Here is a 21,291-nt window from a genome sequence, read left to right as displayed (position 1 = left end):
TTGACAGGAATTAAAAATAATTCTGAGAGATTTGCTAAAGATCCCGACATAACGCGATCGAAGTTGGGCAGTTCTTTTTTAAAGTAAGGAACTTGATAGATAAGCGATTCTCATTCGATTCCTTCTCGATAGGCTGTTTGGGAAGATTCTCCTTTTAAGAGGTTAATATCAATGCTGACATATATTCCGCAAGCCATTTGCGATCGCGGATGGGCGTGAGAACAGCCGAAATATCATGAGTTAGATCGATAAATTCTCTATCTCCTTTGATACAGTAACAAAACGCCATCGGTAAAATTCGCATTGAATTAATCGGTTGCTCGGCTAGCCAAGTTCCACAAATGGAATTGTAAAAATTTATAATGGAAAGCTGGACTCTAATACTAATCGATCGCAATCTAACCGCTTCTCAACCATGACCAATTCTCAGCGTCGCTACCACATCACCACTTTTGGCTGTCAGATGAATAAAGCTGACTCGGAACGCATGGCAGGGATTTTGGAGGAGATGGGTTTTGCGCGATCCGAAGATCCCAATGAGGCAGATCTCATTCTCTACAATACTTGTACGATTCGGGACAATGCCGAACAAAAAGTCTATTCTTACCTCGGCAGACAGGCAAAACGCAAGCACGAACAACCAGACTTAACCTTAATCGTCGCAGGTTGCGTTGCTCAGCAGGAGGGCGAACAATTATTGCGGCGCGTTCCCGAACTGGATCTGGTCATGGGCCCCCAGCACGTCAATCGCTTGCACGACTTGCTAGAAGAGGTATTCGCAGGCAGTCAGGTTGTGGCTACCGAACCCGTCCACATTATGGAAGATATTACCAAACCGCGTCGGGAAAGCGCTGTAACTGCCTGGGTGAATGTCATTTATGGGTGTAACGAACGCTGTACCTATTGCGTCGTCCCCAGCGTTAGAGGAGTAGAACAGTCGCGCACGCCAGAGGCAATTCGCGCTGAAATAGAAGAATTGGCAAGGCAGGGCTACAAGGAAGTGACGCTGCTGGGGCAAAATATCGACGCATACGGACGCGATTTGCCAGGAGTGACGGAAACGGGAAGGCACCAACATACTCTGACCGATTTGCTTTACTACGTCCATGACGTGCCGGGAATCGAACGCATTCGCTTTGCTACTAGCCATCCCCGTTACTTTACCGAAAGGCTGATAAAGGCTTGTCAAGAGTTACCTAAAGTCTGCGAGCATTTTCATATTCCTTTCCAGTCGGGAGATAATGAAATTCTCAAAGCGATGAAGCGCGGTTATACCCACCAGAGATATCGCCAGATTATCGAGAAAATTCGCGAGTGCATGCCCGATGCGTCTATCAGTGCCGATGCGATCGTCGGTTTCCCTGGGGAGACAGAAGAACAGTTTGAGAATACGTTACAATTAGTAGAAGATCTTGGCTTCGACCAATTGAATACGGCAGCTTATTCTCCTCGTCCCGGTACGCCTGCTGCTATCTGGGAAAATCAAATTAGCGAGGAAGTGAAAAGCGATCGCTTGCAACGACTCAATCACCTAGTCGCAACTAAAGCTGCCGAAAGAACCCGGCGCTATCTCGGACGCATTGAAGAGGTTCTCGTAGAAGACCAAAATCCCAAAGATTCGACTCAAGTGATGGGACGAACGAGAGGCAATCGCCTCACCTTTTTCACTGGCAATATCCAACAATTGAAAGGCAAGTTGGTGAAAGTGAAAATTACAGAAGCTCGTGCCTTTAGTTTGTCAGGCGAAATAGTTTCTGGGAATTCCAATTAATCGATTTTGCCTTTTAGATCGTTCGATCGCGGTAGTTTTGACCGAGAAAAGCAAGGCGCGATCGACTCGCCTATCAAATCCAATTAAATAACCAGAAAACTTGTAAGAGCAGGTTTTGCTCTCAAGTTCCATAGTTTGGAACTGTTTACTAATATCAAATCCGGATGAACGACTACAATAATCAGTAGTGCGACCGACAGGAGTCGCTTTTCGGGACGTATGCGCTTACGCGCACGCTACGCGAACGCACTACATATTACGACTAATTAAACGGATTTGATATCAACCCGCCCCTACGAATCTCCTGACACCAATGTGAAAAAAGATTACAACAAGTATAAACTTGGTTCCTAGCCGAGCAATGCTTTCCCAATCCAAAATCTAAAGTCCAAAATCCAAAATAGGATGACATCGCTTGCTCGAATCATAAGAAATGTATAACAATACAAATTAGTTACAAAAATTTAGAAAAATTTAAAATTTGGAAGAATCATGGCGGTTGACGATCGTAAACGGCGTATCATGGAGCATTTAGCAATGAGTTCGGATGGAATGAAATTCCTGTCCCCGAAAAAAAGTCCCGTAACTCCTGCTACATCGGCTCCACCACCCCCACCTCCTATCCCCACTCCAACTCCAGCTCCCGTACCGAGTACAGCCAAAGCGGGCGATCGCAAAAAGCGAATAATGGATCATATCGCTCGCAGCAGTGCGGATTTTGGCGATTTTTCTCTAGATGAGAAAGAGCGCAAAATGCAAATTCTAGAACATCTTCGCAAGAGTATCAGTTAGGGGGCAAGAGCAGCATCTCAATTTTGCTCTTTGGCAGAGCTGACTTGGCTCTGCTCTTAGATTCTTAATTGATAATTGTGATAATTGACCTAGCCGCGCCAAATCTGCTGGAGAACGGTTTCCGGTTCGATATCGGCAACTTTCTTCGTTGGAGATTGAATGCCGATGCTGCGCTCCGAATTGGGTGGCAGGAGTTTAGTTGCATCTGTAGAACCAAATAAGGCGATTGTATAAGTACCGACTGCCACCGATAAGTGCATCGGCACGCTGTCAGTACACACCATCAAATTAGCACCGGCGACGATCGCAGCTAACTTACCAAGATCTGGAGGAGACACTACTTTAAGATTAGGACGATTTTCCGTCATCGCCGTCACCCATCGCTCGTTTTCAGAGTCTCGAAGCAAAACAATGGGTAAGTCGGGTTGCTTTTGCTGGATATCTTCGACAATCTTTCGCCATTTTGCGACGGGATAGGCGTTATCACTTCCTTCGGAACTATCGTAAATGAGAATATAACCGCTCTCTTTGATATCTAAGCGTTTCTGTTCTGCTTCTGCCCAATCGATATCTTCTTTAGGCAACGTGACTTTAAGTTCCGGGCAAGAGGATTGAATCCCTAACGCTTGCAGCAGATCGTGATACTTGTGGGCAGCATACTGCTCGCTTTTGAGAGGAACGGAGTCAGATAAAAACCAGGAAGCATTATTTTTATAGCCTATCCGAATCGGGATGCCATTGAGCCAGAGCAACAGTCCTATCGTCCAACGCTGGCTGAAACTCAAGGCCATATCGTACTCGCGATCGCGGATTATCCCCAACAGATTCAGATAATCCGCCAAGCCGTTACGATCTCTATAGTCGAAGACGAGGACTTCATTAACATAAGGGCAAACTCGATAAGCCGCTTTAGCACAAGGCTCTATCATTACATCGATCGCGGCTTTGGGATATTGTTTTTTGAGGTCTTCCAGGGTAGGAAAAAACAGAATTTGCTCGCTAATTCCCCCAGGAACAAGAGCTATTATTCTCATCTTTCGATCTTTAGTTTAGACATCTGTCGGGTCGATCGCAACATGACAACATTCATTGTAAAGGAAGATATACCTAAACCGTTGGTTTATTCACAACAAATTCTAGATCTTCGATATAGATAATATAGGAGTACAGCCATCTATGTCTCTTCCAATCGACGAAAGTAAGTCTAAATCGATCGCGCTTTCCTCTGATAATTTAGATTGAGTAATCGATATCCAAACGACTATGTATTTCTTGATTCCCGCTGCCGGAATGGGAAAACGGATGGGAAGCGATCGCAATAAACTTCTGCTAACCTTACTGGGCAAACCCCTACTGGCGTGGACGCTATCAGCAGCCGAAGCCTCGCGTCAAATCAGTTGGATCGGCATCATCGGACAACCCGATAATTTTGCCGACTTTAAGGCAATTATCGCCGAGCTTGCCCTCACCAAGCCCGTCGAACTGATCAAAGGGGGAGAAACCCGTCAGGAATCGGTCAATAATGGCTTGCAAGCATTGCCCCCATCGGCAGAACGGGTATTGATTCACGATGGGGCGAGGTGTTTGGCAACGCCAGAATTGTTCGATCGCTGTGCGGAAGCTTTGTTAACCTGTCAAGGCTTAATTGCTGCTATTCCGGTCAAAGATACGATTAAAATCGTCGATAAGACTAATTTAATTAAAGATACGCCCGAACGCCGTTATTTATGGGCAGCTCAAACCCCGCAAGGTTTTAAAGTACAACTTCTCAAAGAATGTCACGAAAAAGGACGCAAACTCGGTTGGGAAGTCACTGACGATGCCGCATTGTTTGAGCGGTGCCACTTCCCCGTCCAGATTGTGGAGGGGGAAGAAACAAATCTGAAAGTAACGACTCCCATCGATCTCGCGATCGCCGAATTTATTCTTCGCCAACGTCTATTCAGTAATCAGTAATCAGTAATCAGTTACCAGTAGAGGCGCAATGTTTTGCATCTGCTAGACAAAGGACAAATGACGAATGACCAACGACCAATCTAAAGTATCGGTTATCGTACCCATTTATAACGGCGAGGCGGATTTACCCGGTTTAATTGAATGCTTGAGGGCGCAAACCTATCCGCGCGATCGCGTCGAGTATCTCTTAGTAGACAATAACAGCAGCGATCGCACGGGACAAATCCTAGCAACCGCTGCCGCTCAAACCTCTACCGAAAAAATCAACCTTCAAGTTTTGACGGAAGATAAGATTCAAAGTTCCTATGCTGCGAGAAATAAAGCCATAAGAATCGCCCAAGGAGAAATTATCGCTTTTACAGACGCGGACTGTCGCCCCCAACCCGATTGGCTAGAAAAGCTCGTCATTCCTTTTGCCGATCCAATCGTAGGAATCGTTGTTGGCGAACTGGTGGCTTTGCCGGGTAATACGATCCTAGAACAATATGCCGAGCGATACGAACTCATGTCGCAAAAGTTTCTCGTCGAACATCCTTTTTGTTCCTACGGTCAAACGGCTAACATAGCTATACGCAGAGAGATTTTTGAACGGGTGGGTTTATTTCGCCCTTACCTAACTACTGGGGGAGATGCCGATATTTGCTGGCGCATCCAAAAACAGACAGGCTGGAAATTAGAATTTGCACCCCAGGCAATTGTCCGCCATCGACATCGTGCGAATCTGCGAGAGTTCAAAAGTCAGTGGCGGCGATACGGTACGTCCAATCGCTATCTACACGAACTGCATGGTGTCTCTCTCATGCGAGAATTGACTTTCAGGGAATCGTTGTACCGACTCAGTCGCTGGTTGCTTAAAGAGTTGCCAAGAGATAGCGCTAAATTAGTTATTGGCAAAGCGAAGGCGATCGAGCTTATCAAAACGCCCATCGATCTCATTGGTTTTCAAGCTAGAACGGCAGGACAAAAACAAGCCCAATTATCAGAGCAAGCCAAAACAATCGAGTGGCTTTGATCGGCTATGTTTTAGAGCTTGCACTTTATATATTGATATATTGTATGTAATAGACCTGTTATGAAAATGTCACACAAAAGGAGAAAGGGGAAAGGGAAAATTATCTCCTTCCCCTTTCTCCCTTACTCCTTTCCCTACTTCTGCAAGAAGTCTAATAAAGCGATCGGTAGCCAGCTGACCGCTTGAAGCCATTTACTTGTTAGGCTGAGGAGTCATGCGCAGATAAGACTTAATTTCAGTAACTCCTTTGGGGAATTTGGCTTTCGCTTCTTCAGTTGGGATGGAAGGTACGACAACGCAATCATCTCCATCTTTCCAGTTAGCTGGAGTCGCGACTTGATAATTATCTGTTAATTGTAAAGAATCAATGACCCGAAGAATCTCATCGAAGTTACGACCCGTGCTAGCGGGATAAGTAATTGTTAAGCGCAGTTTTTTATTGGGGTCGATGATAAAGACAGAACGAACTGTCAAGTTATCGAGAGAGTTGGGATGGATCATCCCGTAAAGGTTAGAAACCTTGCGATCGGGGTCGGCAATAATCGGATAATTCACCGTAGCATTCTGGGTTTCGTTAATATCTTTAATCCACCCCCTATGGGACTCTGCATCATCAACGCTCAAAGCCAGGATCTTAACATTGCGCTTATCAAATTCTGGCTTAAGTTTGGCAACAGCCCCCAATTCGGTAGTGCAAACTGGGGTATAGTCTGCGGGGTGGGAGAAGAGAACGACCCAACTGTCTCCTGCCCATTCGTAGAATGAAATAGTTCCTTCGCTAGAATCTTGTGTGAAGTTTGGTACTGTATCGCCTAATTGGAGAGCCATAGTCTTAATTCCCATAAAACTTAGATAGGGACAATTTTCGATCTTGCCACAAAAGATGCATTTTCATATCAGATTTTAGGGATTTATAATAATTCACTGTTGACATTCCGCGATCGATGACCTCAAATTGCGGTACGATCGAGGGTGCAGCGGAACGAAAACTCCCTGAAATTGAGAGCGATTGAAAGAACCCATGAGATCGGTCAGACGCGCCAGCCTATTTGGGGTCTTCAATTCTCAATTTCATTGTCATAAAAATATATTCGCCATGATATAAATTTTTTAAATCCGATCTGCTGTACTCGCTCGGCGCGTGAATTTCTACATTGCCGCTCAATTTAAGAAAATCTACTCTTTCAGGAGGAACAAACTTAAATGAAACGCTTGGTTCGCATTCTAGCCTTACTAACTTTAATAGTTAGTTGCTTATTAACCCTACCAGCAACTCCCGCATTTGCAGGGCAACCTAAGCTCAATGCTGTTGATGCGATGCTGACTACCGAGTTTGGGAAAAAGATCGACCTCAACAACAGCGATATTCGTGACTTTCGGGATTTGCGCGGATTTTACCCCAATCTAGCGGGTAAGATCATCAAAAACTCTCCCTATAACAAGGTAGAGGATGTTCTCAGCATTCCCGGACTGTCCGAACGCCAAAAAGAACGCCTGCAAGCTAACTTGGATAATTTTATCGTGACCCCACCTTCAAAAGAATTCAATGAAGGTGGCGATCGCATCAATCCTGGCGTTTACTAAAAACCCCATGAACTAGGTAACTTGTCTCTCAACCCACTCCGTAAGGAGTGGGTTTTTTTAAGATGAATAACTCATTCTTCAATCATCTCCTATCTACCCGGCTGAAACGACGCAACTTATTGCTAGGGGCTGGCGTTCTGGGAGGTTTAGCCATTACCAATCGATCGCGCTATCTTATTGCCCAGCCCAAGTATTCCGATTATCCCTTCAGTTTGGGCGTGGCGTCTGGAGAACCCGATTCTAATAGCGTCGTCCTCTGGACGCGACTCGCACCGAATCCCCGCCGGGGAAATGCCCTGCCATCGGCAGACATTCCCCTGCAATGGCAAGTGGCAACCGATGAAAAAATGCGTCGCGTCGTCGCCAAAGGCGTGGTCTCGGCAACTCCCGAATGGGCGCACTCGGTTCGCGTTGTTGTAGAAGGACTGGAAAGCGATCGCTGGTACTGGTATCAGTTTAGAACAGGAAACGAAGTTAGCCCTGTCGGTCGTACCCGCACTTGTCCCGCACCGACAGCTTCAAGCGAACGCCTGTCTTTTGCCTTTGCCTCCTGCCAAAACTACGAACACGGCTATTTCAATGCCTATCGTCACATGAGCGAGGAGGAAATCGATTTTGTTATTCATCTGGGCGACTATATTTACGAAGGTGGAGGCGCGCCTCGTCCGGATGATGTAAGAAGCCATGGGAGTCCCGAACCGATGGATTTAGAGGGGTATCGGCGGCATTACGCCCTCTATAGAAGCGATCGCGATCTCCAAGAAGCCCATCGATTATTTCCTTTTATTTGCACCTGGGACGACCACGAAGTCGATAATGACTATGCCAACTTGGAATCGCAAGATTTTGATGAAATAGCAGCGTTCGCCAAACGTCGCGCGGCAGCTTACCAAGCTTACTACGAACATTTACCCTTCCGTCCCGCTTCTCGTCCTCAAGGCGATCGCATGCAACTCTATCGACGTTTTAGCTGGGGCAATCTAGCATTATTTCATGTTTTGGATACGCGACAGTATCGAGACGACCAAGCCTGCGACGAAAATGGTGATGGCGGCGGTCAGGTTGTAGAGTGTCAAGAACGATTAGCCGAAGCGCGATCGCTTCTCGGTCAACCTCAAGAACAATGGTTGCTCGATGGTTTAACCAATTCATCCGCCCATTGGGATATTATTGCCCAGCAATATCTAGTCGCGCAACTCAAGCAGCAAAAAGACGGTCGAGAAGGTTACTGGAGCGACGGTTGGGATGGCTATGCAGCCAATCGAAAGCGGATTCTCGACCATATTGCCCAACAGCGCCCGTCCAATCCGATTTTTATCGGCGGCGACATCCATTCGTTTTGGGTTAGCGAACTCAAGCCAGACTTTCAAGATCCCGCCTCTCCTACAGTCGCCTGCGAGTTCGTCGGTACGTCGATTAGTTCAAATGGCGTTCCCTACGAGCAATTTGCGTCTGTTTTGCCGGAGAATCCTCATATTAAGTTTTTTGAAAGTCGGTTGCGAGGTTACGTTAAATGTGCTGTATCGCGTCAGGAGTGGCGCAGCGACTTGCGGGTAGTAGACACGGTCAAGCAGCAAGATAGCAAAGTTAGCACGCTGGCGACATTCATAGTGGAGGATGGAAATCCTCAAGTTCGGCAGTTAGAACCTTCATAGAAACAGAAAGGTTAAAGGAGAAAGGGAAAAAGTCTATAGAAGTTTTCCCTTTACTTTTTTCCCAAGCGAAAGTTTCCCATGGGTGGGAATTAAATCTTGCGATCGAAAGCAAGGGGTCTAGTAAATTAGAGAATTTCCGGCGAATTGTTAAACTCCGGCGTGACCCAAAGCTAAACCGGTGACCAGCATTCCCAATACCAAGAAAGGTTGAGCGCTGGCTTGATATTTAACGTCGTTTTTGAGAGGATCGCGCAGGAAATACATGTCCTGAAAAGTAATTTGCGGGATAATTAACAACAGCAAAATAGTGGCATAAAGATTCTCATGGATGTAGATCAGGTATGCTGCTATTGCAGCTTGGAAAAGATCGATCGTTAAGACGCAAATCCAAGCAGCCGCCGTCACGCCAAACATGACGGGAAGCGATTTTAATCCCAACTGGCGATCGCCTTCTATACTCTTAAAATCATTAACGACAGCAATTCCCAGTCCGGCAAAACTATAAATCAAGGTCAAAATGACGATTGTCCAGTTCAGGTCGCCAAACAAAGCGTGACCCGTCCACCAAGGCAGGGCGATGTAACTCGAACCAAGGGCATAAGTTCCCAACCAGCCATTTTGTTTGAGTTTTAGAGGGGGAGCCGAATAGATATAAGCTAGCAAAGCTCCGCCAATGGCAATACAAGTGATGGTTGGAAATTCATGACCCGCCCATACATCGAGAACGTAAGCCAAACCGATCCCGCCTAGGAGAAGGACGATTATCTGGGCGATAACCTGGGAAAGAGGAATTGCTCCCGATGGAATGGGACGATAAGGTTCGTTAATAGCATCGATTTCGCGATCGTAGTATTCATTAACTGTCTGCGTATAGCCTGTCATGAAAGGTCCTGATAGAACCATACACACAGCAATTTTTAGAAGATTTTCGAGCGACCACGTATATTCGCCAGAAGAAGCCGCACCGCAAATTACCCCCCAGATCAGGGGAATCCAGGTGATCGGCTTCATCAATTGCAGTCGAATTTTCCAGATCGAAGTTTCGCCGGGGGCAGCCCCTTTCATGCCCAGTAGCTGTCTGGTTTTGGCGCCGCGATCGCCATTGGTCGGGAGTTTTACGCGATCGCTCGGATTAGACACAGAAGAGTCAGACATAAGCCAGTCAAAAGTCAAGAGTTACAACTGAAATTAGAAGGAAATCACGAGATACCCGCTTTGATATTTGGCTCCTCGAACGGGTTGACCTCTCAGTGGCGACGGCAAATCGATATTCCGTCGCTGGTCGCCTGCCTCTATAGTAATCTCTGGTCCGTATTGCGTTAGCTTGACCTGCTTTTTATCAAAGCCGGGCAGAAAAACGCGAACTTGACGGGCAGCGAGATCGACAGTCATGGGTTGGGGCACCTGACTCACCGTTTGAAAATCTGGTAAGGCTTCGATTAGCGGTTGCCAATCATCGCCTGCGCGACTGGGAATAGCATTCACACCGAGGGGAGCGAATTCAGTCGCTATGGCTTCGGACGCTTCAGCTTGGTTGAGCAGCACGCCGCTGACCGTCAATCCAACTTGCTGGGCGCTTCCCCAGAGATATTTTGCCGCTGCGATCGCGATTGGATCTGCTGTGGTCACCAGATAAGCCGTCACCCGTTTGGGATTGGCCAAAGCAGCTTTTCCTTCTTCTAATAAATTATTGGCGCGATCGCTCGGTTCTTTAGCAAGATCGTCCGCACTCCAGGACACGTTAAGAATGGCGCTGGTAATGGGTTGAATGAAAGGAGCAAGCACTTTCCCCACGTCGGAATCGCCCAACACCTTACGAAAACGACGGACGTACCAGCTTAAAACTTCTGGTATTCCCATCATTCTCAGAGTATTGTTATCTCCCGGTCCGTCATAGACAATGACATCGTAGCGATCGCTTTTGTCGTACTCGCGAATGGCATTAAGGGCGAGGGCGCTATCCATGCCCGGCAAGATCCCCAATTCTTGTCCGTAGACGTTTTTTAGAGTCGGAGAGCGCAAGTACTTCGCCTCTAGCTCTTTGATCTGTTCCCAGCTCTGCTCTAACATAATCGTTGAGAATAGCTGAACCACCGATAGGTTTGGGGTAATTTCTGCGGGAGAATTGCTGGTAGTTTCCCCTAACAATAAGCCCAGGGTAGGGCCGGGATCTTGCCCTACCAACAAGACTCGCTTTCCACTACTGGCAAATTTTTTCGCAGCAGCGATCGCCATAGTAGTACGACCGCTACCGCCTTTCCCTAAAAAAGTAAGAATTAGAGACATTTTGACGCTCTTTGGACTGTTGGTATTCGCTATTTAGCTTTAATCGACTGGTTTGATTTCGTCTTCAAAAAACCAAGTTGCTGTATTGTCCTCAAATTCCACTATAGCTCCAACACCGCTACCATCAGTCATTTTGAACTCTTTTATAGTTCCGACTTTGCCCAGTTTGTTGGCGATGTCCGTTGATACGCGATCTCTGAGGCGATAAACCTTAACTTTTTGCCCGATTTCCATTCCTAGTTAATTTACGTTTAATTAATTCAATGAACCATTCCTCAGTTTACCGGAATCCGCGTTCTTCTATGAGGCTTGCCGGCGATTCGGATGAGAAATTTCTCTTAACTAAAATCTTGCACCATTCTCAACAACTGCTGTTGTCATTAATTTCTGGGACGATCGAAAAAGTCTTCTAAACAAGTCCCAATAAGAATTTCAGTCGATTTTCATCAAGTTGAGTTTTGAGCCTAGAACTAAAGTTCTAGGCGTTGATGCCAAAGGTGCAAGTCGCGGAGAGGTAATACCATTTTTCATCCATTAATGACACAGATAGTCGATCGCCCTCACCCCAACCCCTCTCCNCTATTTGGGAGAGGGGAGAAGAATGTCGATCGCGAAAACCTGAAAATTGGTATAAACTAAATCTCAGCCTATTCCAGTCTAAGCACGAGTTATTGTATAATCTTCGCCATTAACTTGGTCTTGTTGCGCCAAGCAAAAACCTTTTCCCAAAGCAATGCAGCGGGAACTTTAATAGCTAGCAAGCATCATTGAGTAGAATTGAGCTTGTAGGTCGCAATCTGAGGGAACCAACAATTGTTGCATTCGGTGCGAGGATTTGTCCGCAAAGCAGGTAAATTGAGGCGCAGGCTGCCGTTTAACGCCCAGTGGCAGGCCCAGTTTGACTTGCTCAGAACCTTGGTGCGGCGCGATCTAGAGGCGCGGTACAAAGGTTCGATTCTCGGTAATTTGTGGCCCCTGTTAAATCAGCTATCGCAGTTGTTAATTTATACCTATGTTTTCTCGATCGTGCTAAAGGTAAAGCTGAGTCTTAGAGGATTGCCAGAAAACAACCTCACCTTTGGTTTGTGGCTATTTGCTGGCTTACTGCCATGGATTGCGTTTACAGGGGGGTTGACTCAGGCAGCAGGTTCGGTGGTAGGGCAGCCCAATTTAGTCAAAAAAGTGGTATTTCCTTTAGCTTTACTGCCGCTGGTACCAATTCTTTCAATGTTCGTTGAAAGTTCTTTTGGCTTAATGCTATTGATTATTTTCGTGGCAGTAACGAGTCATACTTTACATACGACTTTGGCATTACTACCGTTGATTTGGCTGACGCAGTTATCGTTAACGGCGGGATTGGGGTATTTGAGTGCAGGACTAACCGTGTTTTTGCGCGATATCCCGCAGACATTAGGAGTTATTTTAAACATTTGGATGTATCTAACGCCTATTATTTATCCAGCCTCAGCAATTCCCCAGGAATGGCGAAGTTGGGTGTTTTGGTTAAATCCTATGACGGCTATAGCAGAGGTGTATCGCGATTTAATTTTAGTAGGAGAAGTGAAGCACTGGGGCGAGTGGGGGGTCGCTTCTGCAATCTCTGCGATTGTTTTTTGTTGCGGATTTTTGGTATATAAAAAGTTGCGTCCGGCATTCGCTGATGTATTGTAGTTGCTTGTAAGTAGCAGCAGTGTGATGAGTGAAATTGCAATTACCCTAAAAAATGTCTCCAAGTGCTACAAAAGATACGCGCGTCCGGTAGATCGTTTGAAAGAAATTCTACTGCCCGGAAAAAGTCGGGCAGACGAGTTTTGGGCGCTGCGGGATATTAACTTGGAGATTCACAAAGGGCAAACAGTAGGAATTGTCGGGCGTAATGGTTCCGGAAAAAGTACTTTATTGCAAATCATAGCTGGTACGCTGACCCCAACAACGGGTGAGGTTAACGTATGCGGTCGCGTATCAGCCTTGCTGGAATTGGGTAGCGGGTTTAATCCAGAATTCACCGGACGGCAAAACGTGTTCTTTAACGGACGGCTGTTGGGGTTAAGCCAAAAAGAAATCGAAGATAAGTTTGACGAGATAGCCGGGTTTGCTGATATTGGGGATTTTATCGACGAACCCGTTAAGACCTACTCAAGCGGAATGTTCGTCCGTTTGGCCTTTGCTGTGGCAATTAACGTCAACCCGGAAATCTTAATCGTAGATGAAGCTTTGGCAGTAGGAGATGGAGTTTTTATCCATCGCTGCATGGCAAGTATTAAGGCTTTTCAAGATTCAGGAGGAACAATTTTATTTGTTTCTCATGAGATGGGTACAGTCTCTCGCCTTTGTTCGCAAGCTATCTGGATTAATGATGGAAATATAGTTGAAATAGGAGAACCAGATGATATTAGCAGGCATTATCAAGCCTGGATGTACGAGCAAATTAATGACTACCAGAAAAAGCATAATGAAGTTGGTAATAGATTAGTCGAACCAATTGAAACGCGAGACCCCCTCGAAAACCTAGAAAATATTAAGGATCGAACTTCACAAAAGCTCAAAGTAAATCCTTTTAATGAAAAAGCTTATCGAGAATACCACAATATAGAACGTTTTGGAACTGGTCGCGCAGAAATTATCAGTTTTGAAGTTTTAGATAATAGCAACAAAAAAGTTGGATTTGTATATCCGAAAGATCGGATTAAACTTGTCGTTAAAGTGTTAACTTACGATCGCATTCAAAAACCCATAGTTGGCATCATGTTATATGACAGATTAAGAACAGCTATTACTGGGTTTAATACCTATCAATATCAGCACCACCTATATAGTTTATTACCCGAACAACTACTAACTGTAGAATTTAGCCTAGAGTGGCCGGAAATTCAGGGTGGTAATTATGTTTTAGAACCTGCCATTGCCGATGGCAGTCAAGAAAATCATGAAATGCTGGATTGGTTGCAGTTTCCACTAAACATTATCTCGGGTGCAACCGATTTAACCTTTGGCGTTTTTCGCTTATCATCTGTGAATATTTCCCATCAAATTACGGTATCTCAATCCCCGACAGAAAATTATCTAGAAACAACTCGAGCGGAAACCAGAAAAGTATAGTTATTTTAAAGATCTTAAGTGGATATAAAACTAATATGAATTATTCTCCTACAATTGGCGCTTGTTCGTGCTGCGGTCACACAAAGTTTACTTTCTCTACAGTTTTGTGGCAATCTTTAATTGATGAATGGCGACTCGCAAATTATGAAGTTGAATATATCAATCGCCAGCAAGGTTTAAAATGCGAAAACTGTCAATCTAGCCTGAGAACAATGGCATTAGCGAGCGCCATTATGAAATGTTTTGGCTATGAGGGATTATTTCAGGATTTCGTATTAACCGAGCAAGCACAAAAGCTGAAAGTTTTAGAAATTAATGAGGCTGGTCAATTAACCCGTTATTTAGCAAAAATACCTGAGCATGTTCTGACCAGTTATCCAGAAATAGATATGATTCAAATGCCATTTCAAGATGGTTCTTTTGACTTAGTGGTTCATTCCGATACTCTAGAGCATGTTAAGTATCCGATAAAAGCTTTATCTGAGTGCTATAGAGTGCTAAAGCCAGGAAAATTTCTGGCTTTTACTATACCAATGGTAGTGGATAGACTAACAAGCTCTAGAGAAGGTTTATCGCCTAGTTATCATGCAGGTGCGGAAGATATTAATAGCGTCTTAGTTTATACCGAGTATGGCAGCGATGCCTGGAAGCATGTAATTAAAGCAGGATTTAACGAGTGTCGCATTTTTTCTCTGGAGTATCCATCAGCTCAAGTGCTGGTAGGAGTAAAATTGGTAAGTGCGTATATCGATAATGTAGACGAACAATTGAGAGTGTTTGAGACAACTTTACTATCTCAAAGACAGGCGTTACAAACTCAATTGAAGCAAGCCCAAGATCGAATAGAATTGCTTCGGGATAACGAACAACGATCGCACTCTCAGCAGCAACAAACGCAAGCCGAATTAGAACAAGCGCGATCGCAACTGCAACAAACGCAAACCGAACTAGAACGACTGCAATTGCAGCTACAACTAAACCAAGCCGAATCAAAGCAAGCACAATTGCAATTGCAATTGCAACTACAACAAACGCAAGCCGAATTAGAACAAGCGCGATCGCAACTACAACAAACTCAAGCCAACTTAGAGCAAATGCGATCGCAACTACAACGAACCAGAATACAACTAGAGCAATCGCAAACTACCGTTCGTGCCATGCAAACTAGCAAATTTTGGCAATTGCGATCGCGATGGTTCGATCTCCGACATGCCCTCGGTATTGTAGATGATGACAGACCACTGCTAAAAAGTATTTTTTCGCAAAAAAAGCTCGCAAATAAGGCAAAAACAGAAACAGCTAACTCTGCTGTCAGTGATTCGCTGACAACAGTTGCTCCCCGGTTGGAAGACGTACAACCTTCTGTAGAAGCCTTGGCAGAGATTCCGCAAACTGACGATCTCAACTACCAAAAATGGCTGAACAAAAATTACCCTACTAAAGCTACATTACGCAAGATGGCTGAGGTTGTGGAAATATTTGCCTACAAGCCAATTATCAGTTTGGTGATGCCTGTTTATAACACGCCAGAACGATACCTTAGAGAAGCGATCGAGTCGGTACTAAGTCAAGTATATCCCTATTGGGAGTTATGTATCGCTGATGATGCCTCCGAGGACAATCGAGTCAGAGAAATTCTAGAGGAGTACTCAGCCAAAGATTCGCGGATAAAGGTTGTTTTCAGAACAGAAAACGGTCATATCTCTCGCTGTTCTAACTCAGCCCTAGAACTTGCTACTGGTGATTTTATCGCTTTGCTTGACCATGACGATCTACTCGCCCCACATGCTTTGTATGAAGTAGCTTTGCTGCTCAACAAACACCCAGAAGCAGATATGATTTATTCTGATGAAGATAAAATTGACGATTCTGGTAAATTGCAAGAACCTTTCTTTAAACCAGATTGGTGTCCCGATACCTTTTTATCGGGGATGTACACCTGTCATTTAGGTGTCTATCGCCGAGAGTTAGTCAACGCGATCGGAGGTTTTAGAGTTGGTTATGAAGGCAGTCAGGACTACGATTTAGTTCTTAGACTAACAGAAAAAACAGAAAATATCTTTCACATCCCCAAAATACTTTACCATTGGAGAATTCATTCTGAATCTGCCGCTAGTGTAGCGGATGTCAAACCGTATGCTGTTGTCGCAGCAGAAAAAGCATTAGCAGATGCGCTTCAAAGAAGAGGCGAACCAGGAAGAGTTATACGAGCTAAACATCTGGTAGGAAAATACACAATTCGATATGAGATAACTGACTATCAGCTTGTCAGTATCATTATTCCTACAAAAGACTTAGGTGAAACCTTGGATAGATGCTTGACATCTATTTTCGCCAAGAGTGTTTATCCAAATTACGAAGTAATTCTCATCGATAACGGCAGTCAGGAAGAATATACCGCTAAGGTAATTGCCAAGTGGCAAGAAAAGGAAACTAACAGGTTTAGTTGTTATCGACTTGATGTACCTTTTAATTTCTCCAAAATTAATAATTACGCTGTCGAGCAAGCCAAAGGAGACTATTTACTATTCTTAAATAATGATATCGAGGTCATTACCCCCGATTGGATTAATGCAATGGTCGAACAAGCTCAAAGACCTTCTATCGGTGCTGTGGGAGCTTTACTTTTATATCCAGATAACACTGTTCAACACGCTGGTGTAGTTCTAGGTCTTGGGGGAGTTGCTGGTCACAGTCATAAATATTACTTAGCAAGTTCATCTGGGTATTTCCATCGACTTTTAACTATCAATAATTATTCTGCTGTGACAGCAGCTTGTTTAATGTGCAGGCGCGAAGTTTTTGAAGCAGTTGGAGGTTTTGAGGAGCAACTAGCAGTTGCATTTAACGATGTTGACCTCTGCTTGAAAATACTTGAGAGAGGTTACAGGAATATCTATCTCCCCCATGTAAAACTTTATCATTACGAGTCAAAAACCAGAGGATATGAAGATACGCCACAAAAGCAGGCTAGATTCATCCAAGAAATAGACTACATGAAGAAAAAATGGCAACGCCTTCTAGAGTGCGATCCTTGCTACAATCCTAACTTGACCAAAAACCGCGAGGATTTCAGCATAGATGTGTAACCAATACATCAATTAAAAATCTTTCGATACTTATCAGCGAATTTAATTTTTTTTCTGATCGATAAATGTCATAGCAACGAATATTTTACCAATGCAAATTGTTGCTATTTTTCAAAAACTCGATCGCCTAAAATATCTCTTGGCACGGCGAGGAACGCGAAAACTATTAAGATATCTCTATCAACGTGGGATATCTAATGTTAAGTCAAGAAGAGATTATCAAAAATGGATAAAGCAAAATCGCCTCACAAATGAAGATATTGCAGCAGCTAGGACAGAAATAGAAACATGGCAAATACGACCCAAATTTTCTGTAATAATACCTGTCTACAATGTAGAGGCAAAATGGTTAAAAAAAGCTATTGACTCCGTTCGCAAGCAAATCTACCCCAATTGGGAATTATGTATTGCTGATGACGCTTCTTCAAAACCTCACATTCGCGAAATCCTCACTCATTACACTCAAATTGATGAACGAATAAAAGTTACATTTCGCATAGAAAATGGACAAATTTCAGCCGCTAGTAACTCCGCATTGGAGTTGGTAACTGGAGATTATATTGCTCTTTTAGACCATGATGATGAATTAACAATTGATGCTCTATTTGAAAACGCTAAGTTAATTAATGCTCATCCAGATGCAGATTTTATCTACAGCGATGAAGATAAAATAGATGCTCGCGGCAACCGTTTTAATCCAGTTTTCAAACCGGATTGGTCGCCGGAGTATTTTTATTCCACAATGTATACTTGTCATCTCAGTGTCGTTAGAACTAGCCTTATTCGGGAAATTGGCGGTTTTCGCAGCGAATATGATGGTTCGCAAGATTACGACCTAATATTGCGAATTGTAGAAAAGACCAACAATATCTACCATATTCCCAAAATTCTCTATCACTGGCGTAATATAACCGTTTCTGCTGCTTCTGGTTCGTTAGCTAAACCGTGGGCATTTGCAGCTGGAAAAAAAGCTTTAGAAGCGATGCTAGAACGCAGTCTGTATCCGGGACACGTAGAGGAAACAGCCAATCCAGGTATTTATAGAGTACGACGGGATATTATCGGACATCCTCTGGTAAGCATTATCATTTCTAGTACTGGGAAAACAATAGATACTCCTTCCGGTTTCCGGTGTTTATTGAAAAATTGCATCGATAGTATCGAGCAGTTGAGTAGCTATCGCAACTATGAAATTATTGTGGTTGATGGATCCGAGCTTCCAGAGTCCGCGCTAGAAACAATCTCATCTGCAAATTCATCTCTAGTGCGCTGTACCGAACTGTTTAACTTCTCTATAGGAATTAACCAAGGCGCAGCTAAAGCCAGAGGAGAATTTTTGCTGTTACTAAACGATGATACCGAGATTATAACCCCAGACTGGTTAGAGTCGATGTTGGAGTTGGCACAACAGAAAGAAATTGGCGCAGTCGGGGCAAAACTTTTATCTTCTGATGGCTACATACGGCATACAGGAATAATTCTTCTCGAAGGAAATCCTTGCTATGCTTTCTATGGATTTGACAGCGCTCATTCGGGATACCATTGTTCCAATATTGTTAACAGAAACTACTTAGCTGTTACAGGTGCTTGTTTGATGATGCGACGCGAACTATTTCAACAGTTGGGAGGGATGGATGAGAATTTTCCTCTTAACTACAACGACGTCGATTTATGTTTAGCTGCTCATCAGGCAGGCTATCGCAATGTAGTTACCCCTTATACCCAACTCATTTGCTATGAATCGGCTAGCAAAAAGAATGGTTTAAAAACTGGCGAGTTAGAGCAATTAAAAACTAAATGGAAACACTATTTAAATGGTTTGATGCGAGATCCTTATTACAATCCCAATCTATCTAAGCGCGTTCCAAATTTCGAAATATTTTAAATGTATTAGAAAGAATAAGATTTAACTGAATTCTGCAATTCTATGCACGCATTTTATTTTTTAATAGTTAATTATAACTCAACTAAATTAATAGATGATTTAATTCAATCTATTTTTCAAATTAAAGATATACTATACCAGATTATTATTGTTAATAATTCACCAGAAGACAGGTCTATCGATCTTCTAAAAAATGAATACATTTTTATTTTAGATGCTCCTAAAAATTTGGGTTTTGGTAGCGCTTGTAACTTAGGATTAAATTGGATTTATACTCAAAATCAGCAAGCAATTGTTTGGCTGATCAATCCAGATGCTTATCTTTTAGAAAATGAGTTCGAGAAAATCATCCAATTTTTTAATGGCTATTCAGAAGTTTCAATTCTTGGTACAATTATCTACAACTCTGTAGATAAGGTTTGGTTTGCTGGCGGTCGTTTTATTCCTAAAATTGGAGCGATTATTAAAGAAGATCTTGTATCAAATACAAACTCAGCTTATGTTCCTTGTGATTGGGTTTCGGGATGTAGTTTAATAATTAATCTTCGCAACTTTAGTGAATGTCCTCAATTCGATCCAGCTTACTTTCTCTACTACGAAGATTTTGATTTTTGTAGACGCTATACTACTCAAGGACATTTAATTGCCATTACAAAACAATTTGGCGTAATTCATCGACCTTCTTCAATTACCGATCGCAATCCTTTTAAGAAAATTAAACATAGTACCTATAGTTATTTATTAACCCTAGAAAGGTATACTAACAAGCTAGTTTTTGTTCTCAAATTAATTCGGCTTACTTTTAATGCTTTTGTTTTGATATTTATTAAACCGAAAAAAGCCTTAGGTAAAGTAGCTGGGATATTGAATTATTTTATGCGATCGCATAATAGTTCGCTATAAAATGATAAACGGCACTCTCTTTTTTTAAAACATTAAAAATAAAAAATGAGCGATTTATTAGTAAATTTAGCCGTTGTTTTTTCAAAGCCTACAGGAATAAGTAATTATGCGAGAAACCTTTTTCTATATCTAAAAACCCTTAACCCTACTTTATTAACCGCTCAAAAATACTCTGAATTTAACTGCTACCTCATCCCCGATAATTTGTCTCCCGCTTACGGAACAAAAGGACATTTTCGTCGCCTTCTGTGGACTCAGTTTCATTTGCCGCCAATCTATAAAAAACTGCAATCTAAACTATTATTTTCCCCAATCCCAGAAGCTCCTATTTATACTGACTGTCGTTTTATCGTAATGGTTCACGATCTGATTCCATTACGCTTTCCTAAGCGTTTTTCCCCCCTCACTCCCTATTTCCGTTACTACATTCCTCAAGTACTCGATCGCACCGAACATATCATTTGCAATTCTGTAGCCACTGCTAAAGACATTACTGAGTTTTACCGGATTTCCTCAGCGAAAATTACGCCGATCCTTCTCGCCTACGACGCGAATCATTTTCGGAAGCTAAATCTGCCTAGTAAGGATGAGCAACCGCCTTACTTTCTCTATCTCGGTCGTCACGATCCTTACAAAAATTTACACCGCCTCATCGATGCTTTTGCGAAAATTCTCGATCGCGACTGTCAACTCTGGCTAGCAGGATCGCCTGACAAACGCTATACGCCAAAATTGCAAGCAAAAGCCGAGGAATTGGGTTTAAGCGATCGCATCAAATTCCTCGATTACGTTCCCTACGAACAGCTACCAATCTTACTGAATCAAGCATTAGCGTTAGTTTTTCCTTCGCTTTGGGAAGGATTTGGGCTTCCAGTACTCGAAGCGATGGGTTGCGGCACTCCCGTCATTACGTCCAATCTCTCCTCTTTACCGGAAGTAGCTGGAGATGCAGCACTGTTAATCGATCCCTACAACGTTGAAGAGATTGCAGCGGCAATGGCAAGCGTGGCAGAGGATTCTGGATTGCGATCGCGCTTGAGTACACTGAGTCTAGAAAGAGCCAGCCAATTTAGCTGGGCAAAAACGGGACGAGCGACTGTAGAAGTTCTTCAGAGATATCTTTAAGATCGAAACAACCGCTCTTGTAATGAATTTCCTGTCCGAGCGAAAAGTCTTCTAAAGAAGACCGATAGGAGTTTCAGCCTATTTTAATCGAGTTGGGCTTTGAGCCTAGAACTTTAGTTAGGCGCACACTTCCA

The 21,291-nt window shown here is 43.5% G+C and carries 20 protein-coding genes; 13 read left to right on the top strand and 7 right to left on the bottom strand.

Annotated elements, in window-relative coordinates; translation table 11 throughout:
- Positions 1–154: 154 nt before the first annotated feature.
- Positions 155–304 carry a hypothetical protein gene (locus tag NIES593_RS23880; RefSeq protein WP_175561006.1) on the bottom strand — a complete coding sequence of 50 codons (150 nt, stop codon included), beginning with the start codon at positions 302–304 and terminating at the stop codon, positions 155–157.
- 111 nt (positions 305–415) lie between these two features.
- On the opposite strand from NIES593_RS23880, the gene miaB reads away from it, so the two are divergent.
- Positions 416–1,771, top strand: coding sequence for a tRNA (N6-isopentenyl adenosine(37)-C2)-methylthiotransferase MiaB (miaB, locus tag NIES593_RS01760; protein ID WP_073597924.1), 1,356 nt, complete (start codon positions 416–418; stop codon positions 1,769–1,771).
- 492 nt (positions 1,772–2,263) lie between these two features.
- Positions 2,264–2,563: a hypothetical protein gene (locus tag NIES593_RS01755; RefSeq protein WP_073597923.1), complete on the top strand. Its 300-nt coding sequence runs from the start codon at positions 2,264–2,266 to the stop codon at positions 2,561–2,563.
- An 89-nt stretch (positions 2,564–2,652) separates the two neighbouring features.
- Here the strand turns inward: NIES593_RS01755 and NIES593_RS01750 are convergent, their stop codons facing one another.
- Complete coding sequence (locus NIES593_RS01750; RefSeq protein ID WP_073597922.1) at positions 2,653–3,597, bottom strand: glycosyltransferase family 9 protein; 945 nt, start codon at positions 3,595–3,597, stop codon at positions 2,653–2,655.
- Positions 3,598–3,826: 229 nt separating this feature from the next.
- On the opposite strand from NIES593_RS01750, the gene ispD reads away from it, so the two are divergent.
- A complete protein-coding gene (gene ispD / locus NIES593_RS01745) occupies positions 3,827–4,519 on the top strand; it encodes a 2-C-methyl-D-erythritol 4-phosphate cytidylyltransferase (protein WP_073597921.1) in 693 nt (230 codons plus the stop codon).
- Between the two features lie 64 nt (positions 4,520–4,583).
- The gene (locus tag NIES593_RS01740) at positions 4,584–5,531 is read left to right on the top strand and encodes a glycosyltransferase family 2 protein (RefSeq protein WP_073597920.1); all 948 of its coding nucleotides are present in this window, start codon (positions 4,584–4,586) and stop codon (positions 5,529–5,531) included.
- A gap of 69 nt (positions 5,532–5,600) precedes the next feature.
- Here NIES593_RS01740 and NIES593_RS25055 read toward each other — a convergent pair whose 3' ends face one another.
- Complete coding sequence (locus NIES593_RS25055) at positions 5,601–5,723, bottom strand: hypothetical protein (RefSeq protein WP_281250690.1); 123 nt, start codon at positions 5,721–5,723, stop codon at positions 5,601–5,603.
- A complete protein-coding gene (locus NIES593_RS01735; RefSeq protein WP_015141842.1) occupies positions 5,724–6,359 on the bottom strand; it encodes a peroxiredoxin in 636 nt (211 codons plus the stop codon).
- A 375-nt stretch (positions 6,360–6,734) separates the two neighbouring features.
- On the opposite strand from NIES593_RS01735, the gene psbU reads away from it, so the two are divergent.
- Complete coding sequence (psbU, locus tag NIES593_RS01730; protein ID WP_073597919.1) at positions 6,735–7,115, top strand: photosystem II complex extrinsic protein PsbU; 381 nt, start codon at positions 6,735–6,737, stop codon at positions 7,113–7,115.
- Between the two features lie 62 nt (positions 7,116–7,177).
- The gene (locus NIES593_RS01725) at positions 7,178–8,770 is read left to right on the top strand and encodes an alkaline phosphatase D family protein (protein WP_073597918.1); all 1,593 of its coding nucleotides are present in this window, start codon (positions 7,178–7,180) and stop codon (positions 8,768–8,770) included.
- Positions 8,771–8,917: 147 nt separating this feature from the next.
- On the opposite strand, the gene chlG is transcribed toward NIES593_RS01725, so the two are convergent.
- From chlG to petP, 3 genes are read right to left on the bottom strand one after another with little or no spacing between them, the layout of a single operon-like run.
- Entirely contained in the window at positions 8,918–9,925 is a 1,008-nt protein-coding gene (gene chlG / locus NIES593_RS01720; RefSeq protein WP_073597917.1) for a chlorophyll synthase ChlG, read from the bottom strand.
- 33 nt (positions 9,926–9,958) lie between these two features.
- Positions 9,959–11,056, bottom strand: coding sequence for a Get3/ArsA fold putative tail anchor-mediating ATPase NosAFP (locus NIES593_RS01715; protein ID WP_073597916.1), 1,098 nt, complete (start codon positions 11,054–11,056; stop codon positions 9,959–9,961).
- Positions 11,057–11,095: 39 nt separating this feature from the next.
- Positions 11,096–11,290 (bottom strand): cytochrome b6f subunit PetP, encoded by a 195-nt coding sequence (petP, locus tag NIES593_RS01710; protein ID WP_015141837.1) that lies wholly within the window; start codon positions 11,288–11,290, stop codon positions 11,096–11,098.
- A gap of 29 nt (positions 11,291–11,319) precedes the next feature.
- Here petP and NIES593_RS23875 point away from each other — a divergent pair, with 29 nt between their 5' ends.
- The 7 genes from NIES593_RS23875 (at position 11,320) to NIES593_RS01675 (ending at position 21,157) form a co-directional block, all read left to right on the top strand.
- Positions 11,320–11,469, top strand: coding sequence for a hypothetical protein (locus NIES593_RS23875; RefSeq protein WP_175561005.1), 150 nt, complete (start codon positions 11,320–11,322; stop codon positions 11,467–11,469).
- Positions 11,470–11,881: 412 nt separating this feature from the next.
- A complete protein-coding gene (locus tag NIES593_RS01705; RefSeq protein WP_073597915.1) occupies positions 11,882–12,727 on the top strand; it encodes an ABC transporter permease in 846 nt (281 codons plus the stop codon).
- Positions 12,728–12,751: 24 nt separating this feature from the next.
- Entirely contained in the window at positions 12,752–14,155 is a 1,404-nt protein-coding gene (locus NIES593_RS01700; protein WP_073597914.1) for an ABC transporter ATP-binding protein, read from the top strand.
- Positions 14,156–14,190: 35 nt separating this feature from the next.
- Positions 14,191–17,244 (top strand): glycosyltransferase, encoded by a 3,054-nt coding sequence (locus NIES593_RS24480; protein ID WP_083602273.1) that lies wholly within the window; start codon positions 14,191–14,193, stop codon positions 17,242–17,244.
- A gap of 91 nt (positions 17,245–17,335) precedes the next feature.
- Positions 17,336–19,129 (top strand): glycosyltransferase family 2 protein, encoded by a 1,794-nt coding sequence (locus tag NIES593_RS01685; RefSeq protein WP_073597913.1) that lies wholly within the window; start codon positions 17,336–17,338, stop codon positions 19,127–19,129.
- Positions 19,130–19,171: 42 nt separating this feature from the next.
- Entirely contained in the window at positions 19,172–20,032 is an 861-nt protein-coding gene (locus NIES593_RS01680) for a glycosyltransferase family 2 protein (protein WP_073597912.1), read from the top strand.
- A gap of 45 nt (positions 20,033–20,077) precedes the next feature.
- Complete coding sequence (locus NIES593_RS01675) at positions 20,078–21,157, top strand: glycosyltransferase family 4 protein (protein WP_073597911.1); 1,080 nt, start codon at positions 20,078–20,080, stop codon at positions 21,155–21,157.
- Positions 21,158–21,291: the final 134 nt, after the last annotated feature.

The sequence above is a fragment of the Hydrococcus rivularis NIES-593 genome (genome assembly GCF_001904635.1).
Lineage (GTDB): Bacteria > Cyanobacteriota > Cyanobacteriia > Cyanobacteriales > Microcystaceae > Hydrococcus > Hydrococcus rivularis.
The sequence above is the reverse complement of the archived record's forward strand: the minus strand, read 5'-3'. Positions and strand labels throughout refer to the sequence as shown.

What these genes read in the sequence shown, in the direction of transcription:
- NIES593_RS23880 (WP_175561006.1), bottom strand. Translation starts at nt 304, where the DNA reads ATGCGAATTTTACCGATGGCGTTTTGTTACTGTATCAAAGGAGATAGA.
- miaB (WP_073597924.1), top strand. Translation starts at nt 416, where the DNA reads ATGACCAATTCTCAGCGTCGCTACCACATCACCACTTTTGGCTGTCAG.
- NIES593_RS01755 (WP_073597923.1), top strand. Translation starts at nt 2,264, where the DNA reads ATGGCGGTTGACGATCGTAAACGGCGTATCATGGAGCATTTAGCAATG.
- NIES593_RS01750 (WP_073597922.1), bottom strand. Translation starts at nt 3,597, where the DNA reads ATGAGAATAATAGCTCTTGTTCCTGGGGGAATTAGCGAGCAAATTCTG.
- ispD (WP_073597921.1), top strand. Translation starts at nt 3,827, where the DNA reads ATGTATTTCTTGATTCCCGCTGCCGGAATGGGAAAACGGATGGGAAGC.
- NIES593_RS01740 (WP_073597920.1), top strand. Translation starts at nt 4,584, where the DNA reads ATGACCAACGACCAATCTAAAGTATCGGTTATCGTACCCATTTATAAC.
- NIES593_RS25055 (WP_281250690.1), bottom strand. Translation starts at nt 5,723, where the DNA reads ATGGCTTCAAGCGGTCAGCTGGCTACCGATCGCTTTATTAGACTTCTT.
- NIES593_RS01735 (WP_015141842.1), bottom strand. Translation starts at nt 6,359, where the DNA reads ATGGCTCTCCAATTAGGCGATACAGTACCAAACTTCACACAAGATTCT.
- psbU (WP_073597919.1), top strand. Translation starts at nt 6,735, where the DNA reads ATGAAACGCTTGGTTCGCATTCTAGCCTTACTAACTTTAATAGTTAGT.
- NIES593_RS01725 (WP_073597918.1), top strand. Translation starts at nt 7,178, where the DNA reads ATGAATAACTCATTCTTCAATCATCTCCTATCTACCCGGCTGAAACGA.
- chlG (WP_073597917.1), bottom strand. Translation starts at nt 9,925, where the DNA reads ATGTCTGACTCTTCTGTGTCTAATCCGAGCGATCGCGTAAAACTCCCG.
- NIES593_RS01715 (WP_073597916.1), bottom strand. Translation starts at nt 11,056, where the DNA reads ATGTCTCTAATTCTTACTTTTTTAGGGAAAGGCGGTAGCGGTCGTACT.
- petP (WP_015141837.1), bottom strand. Translation starts at nt 11,290, where the DNA reads ATGGAAATCGGGCAAAAAGTTAAGGTTTATCGCCTCAGAGATCGCGTA.
- NIES593_RS23875 (WP_175561005.1), top strand. Translation starts at nt 11,320, where the DNA reads ATGAACCATTCCTCAGTTTACCGGAATCCGCGTTCTTCTATGAGGCTT.
- NIES593_RS01700 (WP_073597914.1), top strand. Translation starts at nt 12,752, where the DNA reads ATGAGTGAAATTGCAATTACCCTAAAAAATGTCTCCAAGTGCTACAAA.
- NIES593_RS24480 (WP_083602273.1), top strand. Translation starts at nt 14,191, where the DNA reads ATGAATTATTCTCCTACAATTGGCGCTTGTTCGTGCTGCGGTCACACA.
- NIES593_RS01685 (WP_073597913.1), top strand. Translation starts at nt 17,336, where the DNA reads ATGCAAATTGTTGCTATTTTTCAAAAACTCGATCGCCTAAAATATCTC.
- NIES593_RS01680 (WP_073597912.1), top strand. Translation starts at nt 19,172, where the DNA reads ATGCACGCATTTTATTTTTTAATAGTTAATTATAACTCAACTAAATTA.
- NIES593_RS01675 (WP_073597911.1), top strand. Translation starts at nt 20,078, where the DNA reads ATGAGCGATTTATTAGTAAATTTAGCCGTTGTTTTTTCAAAGCCTACA.